13 protein-coding genes and 1 tRNA gene are annotated in these 17,992 nt (G+C 67.1%); 2 read left to right on the top strand and 12 right to left on the bottom strand.

Annotation, left to right across the window (positions count from 1 at the left end; translation table 11 throughout):
• Window positions 1-12: 12 nt before the first annotated feature.
• A complete protein-coding gene (recQ, locus tag LO55_RS09100; RefSeq protein ID WP_071361217.1) occupies window positions 13-1,845 on the top strand; it encodes a DNA helicase RecQ in 1,833 nt (610 codons plus the stop codon).
• A gap of 6 nt (window positions 1,846-1,851) precedes the next feature.
• Here recQ and LO55_RS09095 read toward each other — a convergent pair whose 3' ends face one another.
• From LO55_RS09095 to trmB, 3 genes are all read right to left on the bottom strand, one after another.
• Complete coding sequence (locus tag LO55_RS09095) at window positions 1,852-2,601, bottom strand: LytR/AlgR family response regulator transcription factor (protein WP_071361216.1); 750 nt, start codon at window positions 2,599-2,601, stop codon at window positions 1,852-1,854.
• Window positions 2,598-3,812, bottom strand: coding sequence for a sensor histidine kinase (locus tag LO55_RS09090; protein ID WP_071361215.1), 1,215 nt, complete (start codon window positions 3,810-3,812; stop codon window positions 2,598-2,600). The genes LO55_RS09095 and LO55_RS09090 overlap by 4 nt, the downstream gene beginning before the upstream one ends.
• A gap of 131 nt (window positions 3,813-3,943) precedes the next feature.
• Window positions 3,944-4,624, bottom strand: a complete 681-nt coding sequence (gene trmB / locus LO55_RS09085) for a tRNA (guanosine(46)-N7)-methyltransferase TrmB (RefSeq protein WP_071361214.1) — start codon at window positions 4,622-4,624, stop codon at window positions 3,944-3,946.
• Window positions 4,625-4,793: 169 nt separating this feature from the next.
• On the opposite strand from trmB, the gene LO55_RS09080 reads away from it, so the two are divergent.
• A complete protein-coding gene (locus tag LO55_RS09080; protein WP_071361213.1) occupies window positions 4,794-5,909 on the top strand; it encodes a succinylglutamate desuccinylase/aspartoacylase family protein in 1,116 nt (371 codons plus the stop codon).
• Between the two features lie 18 nt (window positions 5,910-5,927).
• Here LO55_RS09080 and LO55_RS09075 read toward each other — a convergent pair whose 3' ends face one another.
• From LO55_RS09075 to LO55_RS09035, 9 genes are all read right to left on the bottom strand, one after another.
• Window positions 5,928-6,608 carry a DUF6064 family protein gene (locus LO55_RS09075; protein ID WP_071361212.1) on the bottom strand — a complete coding sequence of 227 codons (681 nt, stop codon included), beginning with the start codon at window positions 6,606-6,608 and terminating at the stop codon, window positions 5,928-5,930.
• Window positions 6,605-7,534 carry an aldo/keto reductase gene (locus tag LO55_RS09070; RefSeq protein ID WP_083415266.1) on the bottom strand — a complete coding sequence of 310 codons (930 nt, stop codon included), beginning with the start codon at window positions 7,532-7,534 and terminating at the stop codon, window positions 6,605-6,607. Before LO55_RS09070 ends, LO55_RS09075 begins: the two co-directional genes overlap by 4 nt.
• 169 nt (window positions 7,535-7,703) lie before the next feature.
• A tRNA-Gly gene (locus LO55_RS09065) sits at window positions 7,704-7,777 on the bottom strand.
• Between the two features lie 68 nt (window positions 7,778-7,845).
• Window positions 7,846-8,877: a TraB/GumN family protein gene (locus LO55_RS09060; protein ID WP_071361210.1), complete on the bottom strand. Its 1,032-nt coding sequence runs from the start codon at window positions 8,875-8,877 to the stop codon at window positions 7,846-7,848.
• Between the two features lie 109 nt (window positions 8,878-8,986).
• On the bottom strand, window positions 8,987-10,552 hold the full coding sequence (locus tag LO55_RS09055; RefSeq protein WP_083415265.1) for a UdgX family uracil-DNA binding protein: 1,566 nt from the start codon (window positions 10,550-10,552) through the stop codon (window positions 8,987-8,989).
• Entirely contained in the window at window positions 10,549-11,778 is a 1,230-nt protein-coding gene (locus LO55_RS09050) for a putative DNA modification/repair radical SAM protein (RefSeq protein ID WP_005664860.1), read from the bottom strand. The genes LO55_RS09055 and LO55_RS09050 overlap by 4 nt, the downstream gene beginning before the upstream one ends.
• 104 nt (window positions 11,779-11,882) lie before the next feature.
• The gene (locus LO55_RS09045) at window positions 11,883-13,454 is read right to left on the bottom strand and encodes a tetratricopeptide repeat protein (protein ID WP_071361209.1); all 1,572 of its coding nucleotides are present in this window, start codon (window positions 13,452-13,454) and stop codon (window positions 11,883-11,885) included.
• Between the two features lie 6 nt (window positions 13,455-13,460).
• Entirely contained in the window at window positions 13,461-15,653 is a 2,193-nt protein-coding gene (locus LO55_RS09040; RefSeq protein ID WP_071363730.1) for a putative bifunctional diguanylate cyclase/phosphodiesterase, read from the bottom strand.
• Between the two features lie 35 nt (window positions 15,654-15,688).
• Window positions 15,689-17,860 (bottom strand): HDOD domain-containing protein, encoded by a 2,172-nt coding sequence (locus tag LO55_RS09035; RefSeq protein ID WP_071363729.1) that lies wholly within the window; start codon window positions 17,858-17,860, stop codon window positions 15,689-15,691.
• Window positions 17,861-17,992 lie beyond the last annotated feature (132 nt).

The raw sequence follows: 17,992 nt of genomic DNA, 5'->3' as shown, positions 1-17,992 counted from the left end.
GAAACAGACAGTATGAATCCCGATATCGGCGCCGACCTCGGCGCGCGCGCTCTCCACGTGCTGGAGACGGTCTTCGGCTATCCCGCCTTCCGCGGGCAGCAGGGAGAGATCGTCGAGCACGTGGCCAGCGGCGGCGACGCGCTGGTCCTGATGCCGACCGGCGGCGGCAAGTCGCTGTGCTACCAGATCCCCGCCCTGCTGCGCGACGGCGTCGGCGTCGTCGTCTCCCCGCTCATCGCGCTGATGCAAGACCAGGTCGATGCGCTCGAAGAAGTCGGGGTGCGCGCCGCCTTCCTCAACTCGACGCAAACGTTCGAAGAGACCCTGCGCATCGAGCGCCTGGTGCGCAGCGGCGAGATCGACCTCGTCTACGTGGCGCCCGAACGACTGATGACGCCGCGCTGCCTCGAGCTGTTCGAGGCCTCGCGCATCTCGCTGTTCGCCATCGACGAGGCGCACTGCGTCTCGCAATGGGGCCATGACTTCCGCCCCGAGTACATCCGCCTGTCGATCCTGCACGAGCGCTTTCCCAACGTGCCGCGCATCGCGCTCACCGCGACCGCCGACCAGCAGACCCGGGCCGAGATCGCGCACCGCCTGCAACTGGAAGACGCGCGCCAGTTCGTCTCGTCGTTCGACCGCCCCAACATCCGCTACTCGATCGTCGAGAAGACCACCGGCCGCAAGCAGCTGATCGATTTCATCACGAGCGAGCACCCGCAGGATTCCGGCATCGTCTATTGCCTGTCGCGCAAGAAGGTCGAGGAGACGGCGGACTTCCTGAACGAGCACGGCATCCGCGCCATGGCCTATCACGCCGGCATGGAGCACACGGTGCGCGCCGCCAACCAGGCTAGATTCCTGCGCGAAGAAAACATCGTCATGGTCGCCACCATCGCCTTCGGCATGGGCATCGACAAACCCGACGTGCGTTTTGTCTGCCACCTCGACCTGCCCAAGAGCATCGAGGGCTATTACCAGGAAACGGGCCGCGCCGGCCGCGACGGCCAGCCGGCCAGCGCCTGGATGGCCTATGGCCTGCAGGACGTCGTCCTGCAGCGCCGCATGATCGACGAATCCGAGGCCGACGAAACCTTCAAGCGCGTGCTGTCGATGAAGCTCGACGCCATGCTCGGGCTGTGCGAAACGCTCAGCTGCCGGCGCATGCGCCTGCTCGACTACTTCGGCGAGCGCTCCGGCCCCTGCGGCAACTGCGACACCTGCCTGGTGCCGCCGGTCAGCTTCGACGGCACGGTGCCGGTGCAGAAGCTGCTGTCGGCCATCTACCGGGTCGACCAGCGCTTCGCCGGCGGCCACGTGATCGACGTGCTGCGCGGCGCGCAGACCGAACGCATCAGCCAGTGGCACCACGACAAGCTCACCGTGTATGGCGTCGGCGCCGACCGCTCCGAGCAGGAATGGCGCGCCATCCTGCGCCAGGCGATCGCCCTCGGCCTGGTGACGGTCGACCACGACGCCTTCAGTTCGCTCAAGCTCACCGACGCCGCGCGGCCGGTGCTCAAGGGCGAGCAGAAGGTGCAGCTGCGCCAGTACGCCAAGCCGGTCAAGGCCAAGCGCCCGTCCACCTCGCGCTCGAGCTACGAAGAAACCGAGTTGTCGCGCGACGAACAGGCGATCTTCGACCGCCTGCGCTCGTGGCGCATGGGCACCGCGCGCGAACACGGCGTGCCGGCCTATGTCGTGTTCCAGGACGCGACGCTGCGCGAGATCGCCAAGGTCAAGCCGACCTCGATCGACCAGCTGCGCGGCGTGTCGGGCGTCGGCGAGAAGAAGCTCGTCTCGTACGGCGACGAGATCGTCGCGATCATCAACGAGATGAGCTGACCAGGTTCACTCCCGGAACAGGTAAGTAAAGCTGCGGCTGACCGGGAGCACCTCGCTGCTGCCGCGCAGCAGCACCTGCATGCGTTCGGCGTCGACGCGCTCGGCCGCCTTGATCGCGTTCACATTCACCAGCGTGCCGCGGTGGATCTGCCAGAACAGCCCTGGGTCGAGCCCTCCCACCAGGTCCTTCAGCGGGATGCGCACCAGCGCCTCGGAGTCAGGCAGCACCACCCGCGTGTACTTGGTGTCGGCCTGGAAGAACAGCACTTCCTCGACGTCGATCAGGCGGATCTGCTTGCCGACGCTGGCTTTCAGCCATTTCAGCTTTTCGCGCTTCGGCTCGGGCGACGCGTCCTTCACCTGCTGGATGACCTTGCTGACATCGTCCGGGCGGACATCCAGTTTTTCGCGCAGGCGCGTCAAGGCCTTGTCCAGGCGCCCCGGCTGGATCGGCTTGAGCAGGTAGTCGACCGCGCCGGCGTCGAAGGCGTCGACCGCATACTGGTCATAGGCGGTGACGAACACCACGTGCGAGCGGCGGCCGATGCGTTCGGCCACTTCCAGCCCCGACATGCCGGGCATGCGGATGTCCAGGAAAACGACCTGCGGCTCGTGTTCGAGCCAAGCGTCCCAGGCATCCAGGCCATTCTCGGCAACCGCTACGATACTGGCCTCGGGCCAGGCCGTGGCCAAGAGGCCGAGCAGGCGCTCGCGCATCAACGGTTCGTCTTCGGCGACCAGCACGGTGGCGCTCATGCTTGCTCCTTGCAGGGGATGGCGATCTCGGCCAGCAGGCCGGGCTCGGCTTCGGAAAGCAGCAGGCAGGCGCCCTCGCCGTAGGCCAGGCGCAGGCGGTGGCGCACGTTTTCCAGGCCGGCGCCGGCGCCCGGGGTGTCGCTCATGCCGACGCCGCTGTCGCGCACCCGGATGCGGATCGTTCCGCCGTCGTCATGGGCCGTGACCGCGATCTCGCCGCCGTGCAGGGACGGCTCGATGCCGTGCTTGATCGCGTTCTCGGCCAGGGTCAGCACCAGCATGCTGGGAATCCGGGTGGCGGCCAATGCATCGGGCACATCGACCGTGTAGCGCAGGCGCTCGCCCATCCGGATCTGCATCACCCGCAGGTAGGAGCCGACCAGGCCGAATTCGGTCGCCAGCGCCACTTGCTCGCAACGCATATCGCTCATGCTGCCGCGCAGGAAGTCGATCAGGTGCGAGGTGAGTTCGGCGGCCCGCGGCGCCCCCTGCTCGGCCAGCTGCTGCACCGCCCCGAGGGTGTTGAACAGGAAGTGCGGCTCGATCTGGGCGCGCAGCAGGCGCAGCTGGGTTTCGCTCAGTTCGCGCGCAAGGCGCTCCTGTTCGGCATCGCGTTTGAGCTGCTCGGCCTGGATCTGATAGTGGCGATTGCGCAGCACGGCGACCACGATGGTCGGTATCGCCACCAGCGCGGTCACGACGAGTGTCACGGTGACGACGATCCTGGGCAGCTTGTCGAGCAGGACCGACCAATGCGTGCCCGTCTCGAACATGGCGGTCAATCCGCCGAACAGCCCGCCCACCAGGCCGAGGCCGACGATCGTGACCAGCGCCCTGCCCTTGGCGCGCACGACTTTCCCGTAGTTGAACCAGACGCCCATCAGCGACATGGCCACCGCGATCCCGATCGCATTGGCGGCGATGACCGTTTGCCACCATGGTTTCGACGGCAGGAAGGCCAGATTGATCAGGAAACCGAGCACCGACAGCAGGACGCACAGCTTGAGCAGCGCCAGCAGGGCTGCCGAGGTGCTGACGGTGCTGGAAAACCGGTACAGGGATTCGCGTTCGGCGGGCGACATCTCGGCCAGCTTGCGGGCGAAGAAACGGCGGCAGCCGGCCGGCACCTGCTCCACCAGCGAGGGGTCGCGCAGCACCGCGAGCTGCTCCGCTTCCACCTCACGGTTCCATTGTTCGATGCGCTTCCACATGCCGTTCTCCTCTGTGCTCGTTAATGTATATCAACAAGTCCAGTCTAGGAACTTCCGGCAGCCCGGAACAGCAAGTGGTGATGAACGACGAAGACGGGGGAGCGAACGACGATTCGCCCCCGGATAGGCACTTACTTGCGCGTGAAGACCAGGTCCCACACCCCGTGGCCCAGCTTGATGCCGCGGTTCTCGAACTTGGTCAGCGGACGGTATGCAGGCTGCGGCGCATAGCCCTCGGCGGTATTGACCAGCTCCGGCTCGGCGCTCAACACCTCGAGCATCTGCACCGCATAGTCTTCCCAGTCGGTCGCCAGGTGCAGGTAGCCGCCCGGCGCGATCTTCTGGCACAGCAGCTTGACGAAGGCCGGCTGGATCAGGCGGCGCTTGTTGTGGCGCGCCTTGTGCCATGGATCGGGGAAGAACACGTGCACGCCGTGCAGCGCGCCGTCAGGAATCATGTGGTTCAGCACCTCGAACACGTCGTGCTGGACCAGGCGCAGGTTGGCGATATCCTGCTCGCCGATCTGCTTGAGCAGGCTGCCCACGCCCGGCGTGTGCACCTCGACGCCCAGGAAGTCCTTCTCGGGCATCAGTTTCGCGATGTGGGCCGTGGTGTCGCCCATGCCGAAGCCGATTTCGAGGACGACGGGCGCCTTGCGGCCGAAGGCCTGCTCGAGGTCGAGCGGCTCTTTCTTGTACTCGATCAGGAACTTGGGGCCCTGCTCCTCGAAGGCCCGCGCCTGCGCGGTCGACAGCCGTCCTGCGCGCGTGACGAAACTGCGGATGCGGTGTTCGGTGGGATCGTACAGCATGGACCGTGCCGGACCACTGGTGGGCTTTTCAGAAGACATGGGGAGTGGAATATGCGGAAAAAACGGCTGTCATTATAGCGCAGCCGCCCCTGCCATCGGCCGTGCGTGGCGGCAAGGCGGAATCAAGCATAATCATTGTCTTCCCCCAGCAACGCCGGAGCCCTTTGCCATGCACTCGACGAAACACCCGATCGCCATCGACGACAACGTCGCCACCCTGCACCTGACGTCCTTCCACTACGGCGCCCCCGGCAGCGGCAAGAAGGTGTACATCCAGGCCGCGATCCATGCCGACGAAGTGCCGGCGATGCTGGTGGCCCACGTGCTGCGCGGGCAGCTGGAAAAGCTCGATGCCGAGGGCCGGATCAAGGGCGAGGTCATCCTGGTCCCGGCCGCCAATCCGCTCGGATTGTCGCAAGTCGTGCATGGCGCGCCGTTCGGCCGCTACGACCTGTCCACCGGCACCAACTTCAATCGCGCCTACCGCCACGCCGCCGATGCGCTCAAGAGCGCGCTCGAAGGCCGGCTGGGCGCGGACGCCGCGGCCAACGTCGCCCTGATCCGCGAGCATGCGCGGCGCGAGGTCGCCGCCTGGGAGCCGCCGGACAATGCCGCGACGCTCAAGAAGACCTTGTTGACGATGGCGATCGACGCCGACATCGTGCTCGACCTGCACTGCGATAACGAGGCGGTGCTGCACATGTACACCGGCACGCCGCTGGTCGAGGTGGTGCAGCCGCTGGCCGACCTGATGGGCGCACGCGTGCTGCTGGTGGCCAAGGAATCGGGCGGCGAAGCCTTCGACGAAGCCTGCAGCCGGCTGTGGTGGGACCTGGCCGACCATTTCATCGACGCCGCCATCCCGCCCGCCTGCGCCGCCGTCACCGTCGAGTTGCGCGGCGAGAACGACGTGAACTACGACTACGCGCAACAGGATGCCGAGGCCATCCTGCAATACCTGGCGCACCAGGGCGTGCTCGATATCCCCACTAGCGCCCTGCCCCCGGCGCAATGCGGCCCGACGCCGCTGGATGCGGTCGAACCGTTGACGGCGCCGCATGCGGGCGTGCTGGTCTTTCGCAAGAAGCTGGGCGATCAGGTGGCGGCGGGCGAGCCGATCGCGGACATCGTCAATCCGGTCAGCGGCCAGGTCACGCCGGTGGCGGCCAGCCGCCCTGGACTGCTGTTCGCCAGCACGGCGCATCGGCACCTGCTGCGTGGCATGCACGTGTGTAAGGTGGCGGGGGCGGATTCGTTCAGGTCGGGCAATTTGTTGTCGAACTGAGGGCCGATCGGTCGGCCTCTACTTGTCCTGGCCGTGCCAATGCGCCTGGGGTGAGCGCCTGAAGAGCAACCCGGCGGCAACCGCAAGGATGGCGAACGTCGGCAGCAACCAGGCGTAACCAACGCCCAATTCCATCAGGGTCGCCCCACTCACTGCGCACCACGCCAGCGGGATCAGCCAGGCAATCGGGTGCGCACGACAGGCCAGCAGCACGCCCAGCGTCGCGATCGCGGTCGGATCGGGCGCGATGCCGAATACCTCGGCTTCGCTCCAGCCACGGCCGCTACCCGGCGCCAGCAGCGGATACGCGATCACCGCCAGGCCGGTCAGGCCGAGCGCCACCTGTTTCTGCATGCCGGCCGGCGTCGTCGCGCGCGGACGCAGCGCCATGAAGCACAACATCACGGCCTGCACGCCGAAGGCGAGCGCGAACCAGGGGCCGGCGGTGTTGATGTCCGCATGGCGTTCCAGGTGATAGGCCCAACCCACCCAGCCCCAGGCCACGGCCAGCACCAGCAGCGCGATGCGGTGTGTGTGGACGCCAGGGCGCGCGATGCAGCCGATGACGATCAGACCGGCCGCCAGCGCCAGCAGGTGCGCGGGCCAGACCGCCTCGTTGTACAGGGCGATGAGCCGGTAGTAGCTGCGTTGCGAGAACATCAAAAAGTCCGACAGCGTATAAGTCCACCACTCGCTCATGCCAGCCTTTCGGCATCCTGGGCGATGCGCTTGCGCAGGGCCTCGTCGGGCATGCGGCCGGTGCCGGCCAGCAGGTTCTCGCGCACGTGGACGACACTCGAGGTGGCAGGGATCGCGCAGGTGACGGCGGGGTGGGACACGATGAACTTCAGCAGCGCCTGGGCCCAGGTGGTGCAGCCGATGTCCGCGGCCCAGCCGGGCAGCGGCTTGCCGGCCAGCGTTTGGGTCAAGTCACCCTGGCGGAACGGCCGGTTGACGATGACGCCGATGCGGCGCTCACGCGCCAGCGGCAGGATGCGCTGCTCCACCTCACGGTCAAGGGCGTTGTACGAGACCTGAACGAAGTCGATGGGTTGCGAGGCCATGATCTTTTCGATCTCGCCATGGCGCCGGCCTTCGGACGTCGTGATGCCGACATAGCGCAGCCGCCCTTCCTTCTTCATTGCCAGCAGGGTCTTGAGGTGTTCTTCCCACGACAGCAGGTTATGCACCTGCAGCAGGTCGAAGCGCGGCACGCGCCACAGCTTGCGCGAGGTCTCGATCTGCTGCACGCCACGCGCGCCGCCGCTGATCCACACCTTGTCGGCCGAGAACAGGCGCTGCGGCTTGATGGCCTGTATCGCTTCGCCGATCACGTCCTGGGCCGAGCCGTACATCGGCGACGAGTCGATCAACCTGCCGCCGCCTGCAAAGAACTGGCGCATCACGTCGGCGCATTCTGCACGCGCCTGCGGGTCGCGGCCGACGTTGAAGGTGATCCAGCTGCCCAGGCCGATGACCGGGATCTGCTCGCCGGACGAGGGAATCGGGCGGGTGAGCAGCGGCGCTGGGGCTGGCGCGGCGTACAGCGATGGTAGCGCCAGGCTGCCGGATGCGGCGAGCATCGATTGCAGCAGGCGGCGGCGTGAAGGTGAGTCCAGTATCATCCTTGTCCCTCGCATGGCTGAGTGCAGGAATCAACAGGATACTGCGTCTAAAGATGAGATGGCGCTGCCGTCAGTGCTGTTCCGAAAGCGGCTTGTTGCGCAGCGAGCGAACTGATTCTCTGACCGGCAAGGCCGACGTCCGGACTGATGGCTGAAGCGGTCATTTGACTGGAGCGGGTGAAGGGAATCGAACCCTCGTATGAAGCTTGGGAAGCTGCCGTTCTACCATTGAACTACACCCGCGTTGCCAGCATTCTACGCGCGTTTGGGACGGTTTGACAATTTTCCGCCCCTCCCGTGCCTGCCCCGGATCAATCCGGCTGCTCGACCGCATATCCTTTCGCCGCCAGCGCCGAGATGACCCCTTGCGGGTCGAAGATATCCTCGATTTTCAGCACGGCGAAGGTCGAGGCATTAGCCGCGAGCGCCTTCTCGGCCGAAGCGATCCATTTTTCGTTCGCACGCGTCCTCATATGCTTGAATTCGGGCTCGGCATCGAATGCCGCGCTGTTCATCAAGGCTCCGAAACAGGCCTCTTCGCGGCTGGCGAAATCCAGCTTGCGCATTTCACCCATATCGCCCCTGGCCCAGGCATTGGCGCGCTGGCTGGCGGCATCGATGTCCTGCTCCAGCGTGGCCATCGTGCGCGCCAGGCAGGCGGCGTCGCCCAGGGTCGACTTCTTGAAGTTTTTCAGCACCGTGCGCGCATTGTCCATCGGCAGCTGGAAGGTCGACGAGGTCTCCTTCAGCTTCGCCTTCTTGACCAGGCCCAGCAGCGGCTTGCGCACCGCGTAGCTGTCGACCAGGCCCGCCTGCTTGCGCGCGGCGTTCGACAACACCTCCGCCGCGAAGATCGGGCGCTCGCGCTCGACGTCGTCGTTCTCGGGCAAGTACTTGGACTTGAGCGTGGTCCAGCGCGCATACTCTTCCGCCGGCATCACGTCGCGCAAGGTTGCGCCATCCGGATTCTTGCGCATGCCGATGAAGCTTGGCAGCAGCGTGATCCCCCTGAAGAAACCCGGGTTGGCCGAGACGCTTGGCGCCGACAGGTATTCCTGCGAATTCATGATGACGTTTTCGACCTGCTGCGAGCGCCACTGCATGTTCTTCGGCACCGGCCCGTACATGCCGAACACCCACAAGACGTGCTCGCCCTTCGTTACCTTCCACATGCCCGGTCCGGGGCGCTGGGCCACGACGTGGATCTGCTCCGGCGCCGGTTCGGCGGCGGTCTCAAGCACATCGACGGCGGCCTGCGCCGGAACGGTCGCATCTTCCGATTGCGCCCAGGCGGGAGCGGCCAGCATGCATATGCAGAAAGCAGGTACGGCGAGTTTGCTCATGAAATGATCCGGTGATGGGAATCGCCAGATCTTACGCCAATGGCAGCGTCGGCGAAGCCGCTGTAACACGGCTGTTTCAATTACATGAACGACGCATATCATGCATACGTCAGCCTTCCGGCGGCTCCGGCACATCTGGCCGGTCCAATAATTCCTGCGCCAGCTTCAAGCCCGTGACCATCACCGAAAACGCCTCGTGCTTGGACGCCTCGTCCGGCACGCGCAGCACGTACGACGGATGGTAGATCGTCACCACCCAGCTGTCGCCATGGCGTATGGGCCGTCCCAGCTTGTCCTTGAGCGTCGCGCTACCCGCCTGCAGCACCGACTTGAGCGCGGTCGCGCCCATCGCCACGATGACCTTGGGCTTGCGGGTGGCGATCTCTTTCTCGAGCCAGTAATGGCAGGCCTCGATCTCCTTCTGCGCCGGCGTCTTGTGCAGGCGCCGCTTGCCGCGCGGCTCCCACTTGAAATGCTTGACGGCGTTGGTGATGTAGACGCCCTTGCGCTCCACGCCGGCGTGCTCGAACACGCGGTCGAGCAGCTTGCCGGCCGGGCCGACGAAGGGTTGGCCGGCCAGGTCTTCCTGGTCGCCCGGCTGCTCGCCGACGAGCATGATCTGCGCGTGCTTCGGCCCTTCGCCGCCGACCGCCTGGGTCGCGTGTTCCCACAGGTCGCAGCGCCGGCACTCGTCCAGCTTCGACGGCTGCTGCCGCTCGGGCTGCGCCTGGTCGGCTTCGATCGGGATCGTACGACCGCTGCGCCGCCCTACCGCCTCGACCTGGCCGATGCGGCGGGCGCCGAGGCCGGCCTGGCTCACCAGCGACGGCACCAGCGCGCCTTCCGGCAGGTTCTTCCAGAAGCGCGACGGGATATGGCTGTTCATCACCTGCGTGTTCAGGCGCGCCGGGTTGAAGATGCTGCGGTAATAGGTCAGCCACAGCGCCTCGCCCGCATCGTCAAGGTCGGCGGCGCTCGACATCAGCGGGCCGGTATGGTGCAGGGTGGCGCCGTCCCACAGCACGCTGGCGTCGGGCGTGGCGATCATCCAGCTCACCTTGCCCATGCGCGCCACAAAATGCTCGGCCACCTGCGGCAAGACGTCGTGGCTCGGTTCGAACCAGGCCACGAAATGGGGCGCGCCGGCCTCGATCGGCCGTTCGCGGAATCGGATGTAGGCGTGCATATCGTGTACCTCGCGCCGCACCGCCTTGACCATCGCGTGCAGCCGCTGCCCGTCCGGATCGGCGGGCGATTGCACGTCGTGCTCGCCCTGTTGCCAGCGCCAGATCACCCGATACAGGAAGGCCCAGCGGTCGTGATCGCGGTAGCAGGCGGCGGTCTGCAGCATCTCCATCAGGGAGCGAGGGACATGCGGCCTTGGCGCCGTTGCATTGGAAGGCTCCTGTTCGGCCGCTTGCGGTTTGGCCGGAGACAGGAGGTCGCCTTCATTATGCGCAGCTGCCTGGCAAGCCGGCGCACCCGAGAACAGGTCGGCGCCCGGCGCGCCCCAGGTCACCGCCTCGGGCGGCACGCCGGTGCGCAGCAGTTCGCGCGCCACCGCGCGCCATGCGGTGAAGCCGTCCACCAGCAGCGGCCGCCCCGCGTGCACGCTCGCCACCGCGGTCGCGGCGAGGGCGGCGGCGCTGGCATTCGCGCTGGCGTCCAGGTTCATGCCGCCTGCAATTCGGGCCACAGGTTCATCTGCTGCGGCGCATCGGCCATGTGCTTGCGCAGCAGCTCGGAGCTGGTCGCGCCTTGCGCCGGCTTGTAGTCGGCGGTGACGACGAAGGGCGCCAGCTTCTTGAGGCTGCAGCGCAGGCGAGATAAATCTTCCCAGCGGATGCGGCGCAGGCGGCGCAGCTCGACGATGCGCTTGGCGTTGCGCAGGCCAATGCCGGGAATGCGCGGGATCAGCGACGCGTCCACCCGGTTCAGGTCCATCGGGAAGTGCTCGCGATTGGCCAGGGCCCAGGCCAGCTTGGGGTCGACGTCCAGCGCCAGGTTGCCCGTTTGCGGCATCAGTTCTCCGGCCGTGAAGCCGTAGCCGCGCAATAAAAAGTCGGCCTGGTACAGGCGGTGCTCGCGCAGCAGCGGCGGCGGCGCCAGCGGCACGCTGCCGGGGCTGTGCGGGATCGGGCTGAAGGCCGAGTAATACACGCGCTTGAGCTTGTAGCTGCCGTATAGCGTCTCGGCCGTGTTCAGGATGGTGTGGTCGTCGCTGGCGTCGGCGCCGACGATCATCTGCGTGCTCTGGCCGGCCGGCGCGAAGGCAGGCGCCTTCGGTTCTTCGGCTTTTTCGTCCAGCTTGCGCCGGATCGAGCCCATCGCCAGCTTGATCGTGTGGACGCTTTTTTCGGGCGCGAGGCGGGTCACGCTGTCGTGGGTCGGCAGCTCGATGTTCACCGACAGGCGGTCGGCCCAGCGGCCGGCTTCCTGTATCAGCAATGGATCGGCGTCGGGAATGGTCTTGAGGTGGATGTAGCCGCGGAACTGGTGCACCTCGCGCAACTGGCGCGCGACCGCCACCAGCTGCTCCATCGTGTAGTCGGCCGACTGGATGATGCCCGAACTGAGGAACAGGCCGTCGATGTAGTTGCGCAGGTAAAAATCCTGGGTCAGCTTGACCACCTCGTCGACCGCGAAGCGCGCCCGCGGCACGTTCGAGGTGCGCCGGTTGATGCAGTACTGGCAGTCGTAGATGCAGAAATTGGTGAGCAGGATCTTGAGCAGCGAGACGCAGCGTCCGTCAGGCGTATAGCTGTGGCAGATGCCCATGCCGGTGGTGGCGCCCAGGCCGTCCTTGCCCTCGGAGCCGCGCTTGGGCGCACCGCTGCTGGCGCAGGATGCGTCGTACTTGGCCGCGTCGGCCAGGATTTCGAGCTTGTCGTTGAGTTCCATCGCGCGCGCGTGACTGTATGGACATACAGTATAACGCCGCGTGCAGTCGCGCACGGTGCGCTGGCGCAGGCATCTGCGCCCGCCGACGGTTCAAATGCGGGACGTCAACCAGCAATCAGGCGCTCGGCCTGGGACAACTGTTGCGCTTCCATCCGGCCCGCGAGCTTCGCCAGGTAGGTGCTGGCCGGCGCCACGCCGGCGCCGCCGGCCCGGTGCAGCCAGGCATAGGCCTCGACCAGGTCGCGCTGGGCGCCCTGCCCGGTGGCATACATCACGCCGAGATTGAACTGGGCCCGCGCATGGCCCTGGCGCGCGGCGCACAGGTACCAGAAATGGGCCGCCTCGTAGTCGCGATCCACGCCCTTGCCGCAGTCGTAGCGCAGCCCCAGCTCGAACTGCGCCAGCGCGTGCTTCTGGTCGGCCGCCTTGTGGAACCAGTCGGTCGCCTCGGCCGGGTCGCCGGTTTCCAGCCGGTCGAGCAGCGCGCCGACCATGTACTGGGCCGGCGCGTAATCCTGGCCGGCCGCGCGCCGGTACCAGGCCAGCGCCTGCGCGCTGTCCCGTTCGACGCCGTTGCCGCTCTCATAGCGCAGGCCCAGGTCGAACTGGGCCCGCAGGTGGCCCTGCTCGGCCGCCTTGCGATACCAGTCGGTCGCCTGGGCCGGATCCTGCTCGACCCCGTTGCCGGCGTCGAGCAACTGTCCCAGGTGGTACTGGGCCGCCGGCAGCCCCTGCTCGGCCGCACGCCGGTACCAGGCGACCGCCTGCGCCGCGTCGACCGCCACACCCTGTCCATGTTCATGGCGCATGCCGAGGCTGTTCTGGGCGCCGGCATGGCCTTGTTCCGCGGCGCGCCGGTACCACGCCAGGGCCAGCGCCTCGTCGCGCGCGACGCCGTGGCCGGTGTCATAAATCAGGGCGAGATTGAACTGCGAGCTGGCATGTCCCTGCTCGCCGGCGCGGCCGTACCACAGGATCGCCTGCCGGCTGTCCTGCTCGACGTCCTGGCCCTTGTCGTAGCGCAGGCCGAGGTTGAACTGGGCCGGCGCATGGCCCTGCTCCGCCGCCTTGCGCATCCAGGCCAGCGCCTCGCGCGCGTCGCGCGCCACGCCCTGGCCGGCGTCGTAGCGCAGCCCCAGGTTGTACTGCGAGCGCACATAGCCCTGCTCGGCGGCGCGCCGGTACCAGCGCAGCGCCGCTTCCTGGTCCTGGGCCACCCCCTTGCCGGTCTCGAACATCATGCCCAGGTTGTGCTGCGCGCCCGGCTCGCCCTGGTCCGCCGCCTGGCTGAACCAGTGCAGCGCCCTGCCCACGTCGCTGGCCACGCCATGGCCTTTCGCGTACAGCCAGCCCAGGTTGTACTGGGCCGGCGCATAACCCTGGTCGGCCGCGCGCCCGTACCAGTGGGCCGCCTGGCCGAAGTCCTGCTCGACGCCCTGGCCCTTCTGGAACATCACGCCGAGGTTGTACTGGGCCTGCGCCAGGCCCGCCGCCGCCGCCATCCGGTACCAGGCCACCGCCAACTCGTCGCTCTTCGGCACGCCCTGGCCGCTCACGTACATGAAGCCCAGGCTGTGCTGGGCCTGGGCGTTGCCGCGCTCGGCCTGCGCTTTCACACGCAGGAATTCGGCGCTATACGCAGGCGTATCGCGAGAGACTAGCGGGGCGTCGAGCATGGTCGGTCAGGCCTGCACCGCACGCAGGCTGGCGCCCGACTGGGTGCGCAGCGCGGCCATGAAGTCCTGCAGCGAAATCGGACGGTAGTACAGGTAGCCCTGCATCGTCAGGCAGCCGTTGGCGCGCAGGTAGCGCGCCTGCTCCTCGGTCTCGACGCCTTCGGCGATCAGGTTCAGGCCCAGGCCGCGCGCGATCGAGATGATCGCCAGGATGACCGGATAGTGGCCGTCTTCCTGGTGGATCTCCTTGACGAAGGACTGGTCGATCTTGACGGTGTGGATCGGGAAGCGGTGCAGGTACGACAAGGACGAGTAGCCGGTGCCGAAGTCGTCGATCGCGATCGACACGCCCAACTGGCACAGCTTGTTGAGTTGCTCGATCGCGTACTGCGGATTGCGGATGCAGATGTTCTCGGTGATCTCGACCTCGATCTGCTGCGGCGAGATGCCGTAGCGCGCCAGCGCGCCACGCATCTTCTCGAAAAAGTCGCCGCGGTCCAGGTATTGCGGCGACAGGTTCAGCGACAGGCGAATCTCGCTGCCGCCGATCGCATTCCACTGCAGCATGTCGCGGCACAGGGCGCCGATCATCCAGTCCGAGATCGGCAGCATCAGGCCGTTCTCTTCGGCGAACGGCAGGAACTCGCCCGCCGACAGGCGGCCGCGGGTCGGGTGGTTCCAGCGCATCAGCGCTTCGGCGCCGGTGATGCGGCCGGTCATGGCGTCGATCTGCGGCTGGTAGAACATCTCCAGCTCGTCGTGCTCGAGCGCACGGCGCAGCGCCTGCTCCAGCGCGATCTTCTGGTGCGACACTTCGAGCATCGAGTCGTGGTAGAAGCTGTGGCCGTTCTTGCCCAGCGCCTTGACCTGGTACATCGCGATGTCGGCGTGGCGCAGCAGCTCGTCGATCGATTCGCCATCCTTCGGATAGATCGCGATGCCGATCGAGGCCGAGATGTGCACCTCGTGGCCGTCCAGGTCGAACGGGTCCTGCAGCACTTCCAGGAATTTATCCGCCACCATGCGCGCGTCGTCGCGGTCGCGCAGCTCGGGCAGCACGATGGTGAACTCGTCGCCGCCCTGGCGCGCCAGGGTGTCGCCCTTGCGCAGGCATTCCTTCAGGCGGCTGGCCGCCTGCTGCAGCAATTCGTCGCCCTTCACGTGGCCCAGCGTGTCGTTCACCAGCTTGAAGCGGTCCAGGTCGATGAACATCACCGCGAGCTCGGTCTGCTTGCGCTTGGCCTGGATCACGGCCAGGCCCAGGCGGTCCTTGAACAGGATGCGGTTCGGCAGGTCGGTCAGGATGTCGTGGTAGGCCTGGTAGGAGATGACCTCTTCGGCGCGCTTGCGGTCGGTGATGTCGCGCGCCACGCCATAGGTGCCGAAGAATTCGAGCTTCTTCACTTCTTGGTCCGGCACGTGCATGCCGATCGCGTTGAGCGAGATCGTCATCAGGGTCGTGTTGAAGGTGCGGTCGTGGCCATTGCCGCCGCGGCACTTCAGGCGCAGCTCGACGTTGCGCGAGGCGCGCTCGTCGACGCGGCGCTCGTTGAACACGTAGCGCGCGCGCTCCAGGTCTTCCTCGTGCACCAGGATCGAGTAGTGCTGGCCGATCAGCTCTTCGCGCGTGTAGCCGAGCAGCTGGTAGGCGCGGTCGTTGACGAAGGTGAAGCGGCCCTCGTGGTTCAGCGTATAGATGATGTCCGGCGACGAGTCCACCAGGTAGCGGTACATCTTCTCGGAGTTCTCGAGCTGGTTCGCGATGCGCGCGTTATCCAGCGTCAGGCGCCGCCGCTGCAGCGCGTTGCTCACGGTGGAGAGCAGCTCCTCGCGGCTGTAGGGCTTGCGCAGGTAGCTGTAGGCGCCGCGCTTGAGCGCGCCGATCGCGGCGTCGATGCCGATCTCGCCGCTCATCACGATGACGTCGGCGTCGATGCCCCTCTCGTTGATGAAGTCCATGATCTCGTGGCCGCCGATGTCGGGCAGGCGCAGGTCGAGCAGGACGAGGTCGAAGTGCTGGCGGGACAGCTGGGCCAGGGCTTCGGTCCCCGACGGCGCGGTGACCAGGCGGTAGCCGCGTCCCTGCAGCAGTTCGTACAGCGAGGACAGCAGGCGTGGCTCGTCGTCGACCAGCAGCAGGCGTGGCTGGCTGTCGGTCTCGAGGGTCTGGGAGAAGGGAGCGGGTTCGCCGGGAAGCATGGTGGCGGTGACTGGATGCGCGTGCATGGTGAGGGTCAAGCGGAACCGAGGGCGCGCGCCGGGAGCGCGGGGGCCGCGCCGGCGCCGGACCACGCCGGCAGGAGGATTTCAAAGGAAGTGCCGGCGCTGCCGCTGCGGCAGGCGATGTGGCCGTCCAGCTGCTTGACCAGGCCGTGGACGATCGACAGGCCAAGGCCGCGGTTGGCGCCGGCCTCGAGGCCGTCCTTGGCGCTCCTGACCGGAGAGAACAGGTTGGCCAGCACCTCGCGCGACAGGCCCGGGCCGTTGTCGCTGACGACGAGTTCCAGGTAGACCCGGCGCTCGCGGTTCACGTGGCCGCGGTTGACGATCTCGATGCGCCCCGCCGGGCGCGAGCCCAGGGCTTCGACCGCGTTCTTGACCAGGTTGACCAGGATCTGCTTGAGCAGGTCGGGATCGCCCTCGATCGCGCCATCGCCTTCCATGCGCGCCACGACCTGGGTCGTTGCCGGCACGTAGCCGCTGCCGCGGAACAGGCGCAGCACGTCGTCCACCACCTTGGCCGCGTCGAGCGGACGCGGAGCAGCGTCCGGCGTGCGCTGGTCGGCCAGGCTGCCGATCAGCTGGCCGACGCGGTCGATCTCTTCGCTCAGGATCGACAGCTCGCCGCCCACCGGCTCCTGGCGCGCCAGCTTGCCGTCCAGGACGCTGAGGTAGTTCTTGATGATCGCCAGCGGATTGTTCACTTCGTGGATCACGCGGCGCGAGGCGTCGCGGAATTCCTCGGCCACGCTGGCCAGCTGGCGCCGCGCGTGGCCGCGCTCGAGCAGCAGGTTCTCCAGCGCCGCGGCGGCCTGCGCGCCGAAGGCCTGCATGAAACGCTCGCGGCGCTGGCAATGCGGCAGCTGCCAGCCCGGCACGCCGCCGATCAGCACGCCCAGGCAGCGCGGGCCGGCGACCAGCGGCACCACCACCAGGCTGTCGGTGCCCAGCATGCGCAGCAGCTGTTCCTCGGCCAGGCCCAGCTGGTCGTGGTGGCGCGCGCGCTGCACGAAGGCCGGACGGCGTTCCAGCGCGCTGCGCGCGACCGGGCCGCCTTTCGCCAGCGGCAGCGTGAACTCGGCGATGCGCTGCGCGCCGAAGGTCGGCGCGCCGGCAAGCAGCTGGCCGGTCGGGTTCTCGAGCAGCACCACGGCGCTGTCGAAATCGAACAGGATGCGCGCGGTGCGCGTCATCGCGTCCAGCAGGCTGGACTCGCCCTGCTGGCGCGCCAGGCTCTGGCCGACTTCGGACACCAGCACCATATTGCGCACTTCCTCGTTCAGGCGCTGTTGCACCGGATCGACGGGCGCTGGCGGCGCGTAGGCCGGCGGGCTCGGGATGTCGTCGGCGCCCGCCAGGTCGATGCCCAGGTGGGCGGCGGCCTGCTCCACCTGGCGCGCGGCCTTTTCCACCAGCTGGGCCCCGTCTCCGGCGTCGAGGCCGCACAGCGCGCTGGCTTCAAACACCATCGTCGCATCGTCCGCATGATGGGACAGCACGTGCGCCAGGCGCACGATGCGGATCAGGGGATGGCTGGACTCGAGCCGTTCGCTCGGTTCGTGGTGGTACAGCACCGCGTCGGCCAGGAAGGAATCGAGCTGCCAGCGCTCGATCAGCCAGGCGCCGGCCTCGGTGTGGGTGATCTGCAGGGTGCGCTGCTCGACCGCGCACAGGTCGTCGTCATCGCGCGCGGTGAAGTTGAAGCCGTATTCCTTGGGCGCCGCGGCCAGCAGCGCCAGCCGGCCCACGTTGTGCAGCAAGCCGGCCAGGTAGGCTTCTTCGGGATGCGCGTAACCCAGCGCACGCGCCACGTCGCGCGCCAGCACCGCCGCGCTGAGCGAATGCTTCCAGAACGCGCGCAGGTCGGTGCTGTTCGAATGGGGGAAGCTGTTGAAGGTCTGGAACACCGAATCGCTGATGACCAGGGTCTTGATCATGTCGGTGCCGAGTGCCACCAGCGATTGTTCGAGGTCGGCGCTGCGCGAGTGGCGGTGGTAGGCGGAGCTGTTGGCGACCGCCAGCAGCTTGCCGGTCATGCCGGCATCCTTCGCGATCAGGGCGGCAAGCTCCGGCATGCCGAGGTCGTCGGCCTGCAGATGCTCGATCAGCTTGACCAGAATCTGCGGCATGGCCGGCAGACGCGCAATCAGCAAGCGATTGCGGATGTCCTGGTCGGATTGGTGCATGTTTTCTAGCACGGCGCCACTTGTCGAAGGTTGGTTGGTGGCGTTGCCCTTGCGGGAGGCCTGCCACAACATCTAGCACTTCAGTCAATGGAACAGGCGAGTAACTTGCCCTCTGCTCCAGATGTAAAAACG

The organism is Massilia timonae, assembly GCF_001866515.1.
In the GTDB taxonomy this organism is placed as follows: domain Bacteria; phylum Pseudomonadota; class Gammaproteobacteria; order Burkholderiales; family Burkholderiaceae_D; genus Telluria; species Telluria timonae.
Note: the sequence above shows the minus strand (reverse complement) of the source record. Positions and strands in the feature narration are given on the sequence as shown.

What these genes read in the sequence shown, in the direction of transcription:
- recQ (WP_071361217.1), top strand. Translation starts at nt 13, where the DNA reads ATGAATCCCGATATCGGCGCCGACCTCGGCGCGCGCGCTCTCCACGTG.
- LO55_RS09095 (WP_071361216.1), bottom strand. Translation starts at nt 2,601, where the DNA reads ATGAGCGCCACCGTGCTGGTCGCCGAAGACGAACCGTTGATGCGCGAG.
- LO55_RS09090 (WP_071361215.1), bottom strand. Translation starts at nt 3,812, where the DNA reads ATGTGGAAGCGCATCGAACAATGGAACCGTGAGGTGGAAGCGGAGCAG.
- trmB (WP_071361214.1), bottom strand. Translation starts at nt 4,624, where the DNA reads ATGCTGTACGATCCCACCGAACACCGCATCCGCAGTTTCGTCACGCGC.
- LO55_RS09080 (WP_071361213.1), top strand. Translation starts at nt 4,794, where the DNA reads ATGCACTCGACGAAACACCCGATCGCCATCGACGACAACGTCGCCACC.
- LO55_RS09075 (WP_071361212.1), bottom strand. Translation starts at nt 6,608, where the DNA reads ATGAGCGAGTGGTGGACTTATACGCTGTCGGACTTTTTGATGTTCTCG.
- LO55_RS09070 (WP_083415266.1), bottom strand. Translation starts at nt 7,534, where the DNA reads ATGATACTGGACTCACCTTCACGCCGCCGCCTGCTGCAATCGATGCTC.
- LO55_RS09060 (WP_071361210.1), bottom strand. Translation starts at nt 8,877, where the DNA reads ATGAGCAAACTCGCCGTACCTGCTTTCTGCATATGCATGCTGGCCGCT.
- LO55_RS09055 (WP_083415265.1), bottom strand. Translation starts at nt 10,552, where the DNA reads ATGAACCTGGACGCCAGCGCGAATGCCAGCGCCGCCGCCCTCGCCGCG.
- LO55_RS09050 (WP_005664860.1), bottom strand. Translation starts at nt 11,778, where the DNA reads ATGGAACTCAACGACAAGCTCGAAATCCTGGCCGACGCGGCCAAGTAC.
- LO55_RS09045 (WP_071361209.1), bottom strand. Translation starts at nt 13,454, where the DNA reads ATGCTCGACGCCCCGCTAGTCTCTCGCGATACGCCTGCGTATAGCGCC.
- LO55_RS09040 (WP_071363730.1), bottom strand. Translation starts at nt 15,653, where the DNA reads ATGCTTCCCGGCGAACCCGCTCCCTTCTCCCAGACCCTCGAGACCGAC.
- LO55_RS09035 (WP_071363729.1), bottom strand. Translation starts at nt 17,860, where the DNA reads ATGCACCAATCCGACCAGGACATCCGCAATCGCTTGCTGATTGCGCGT.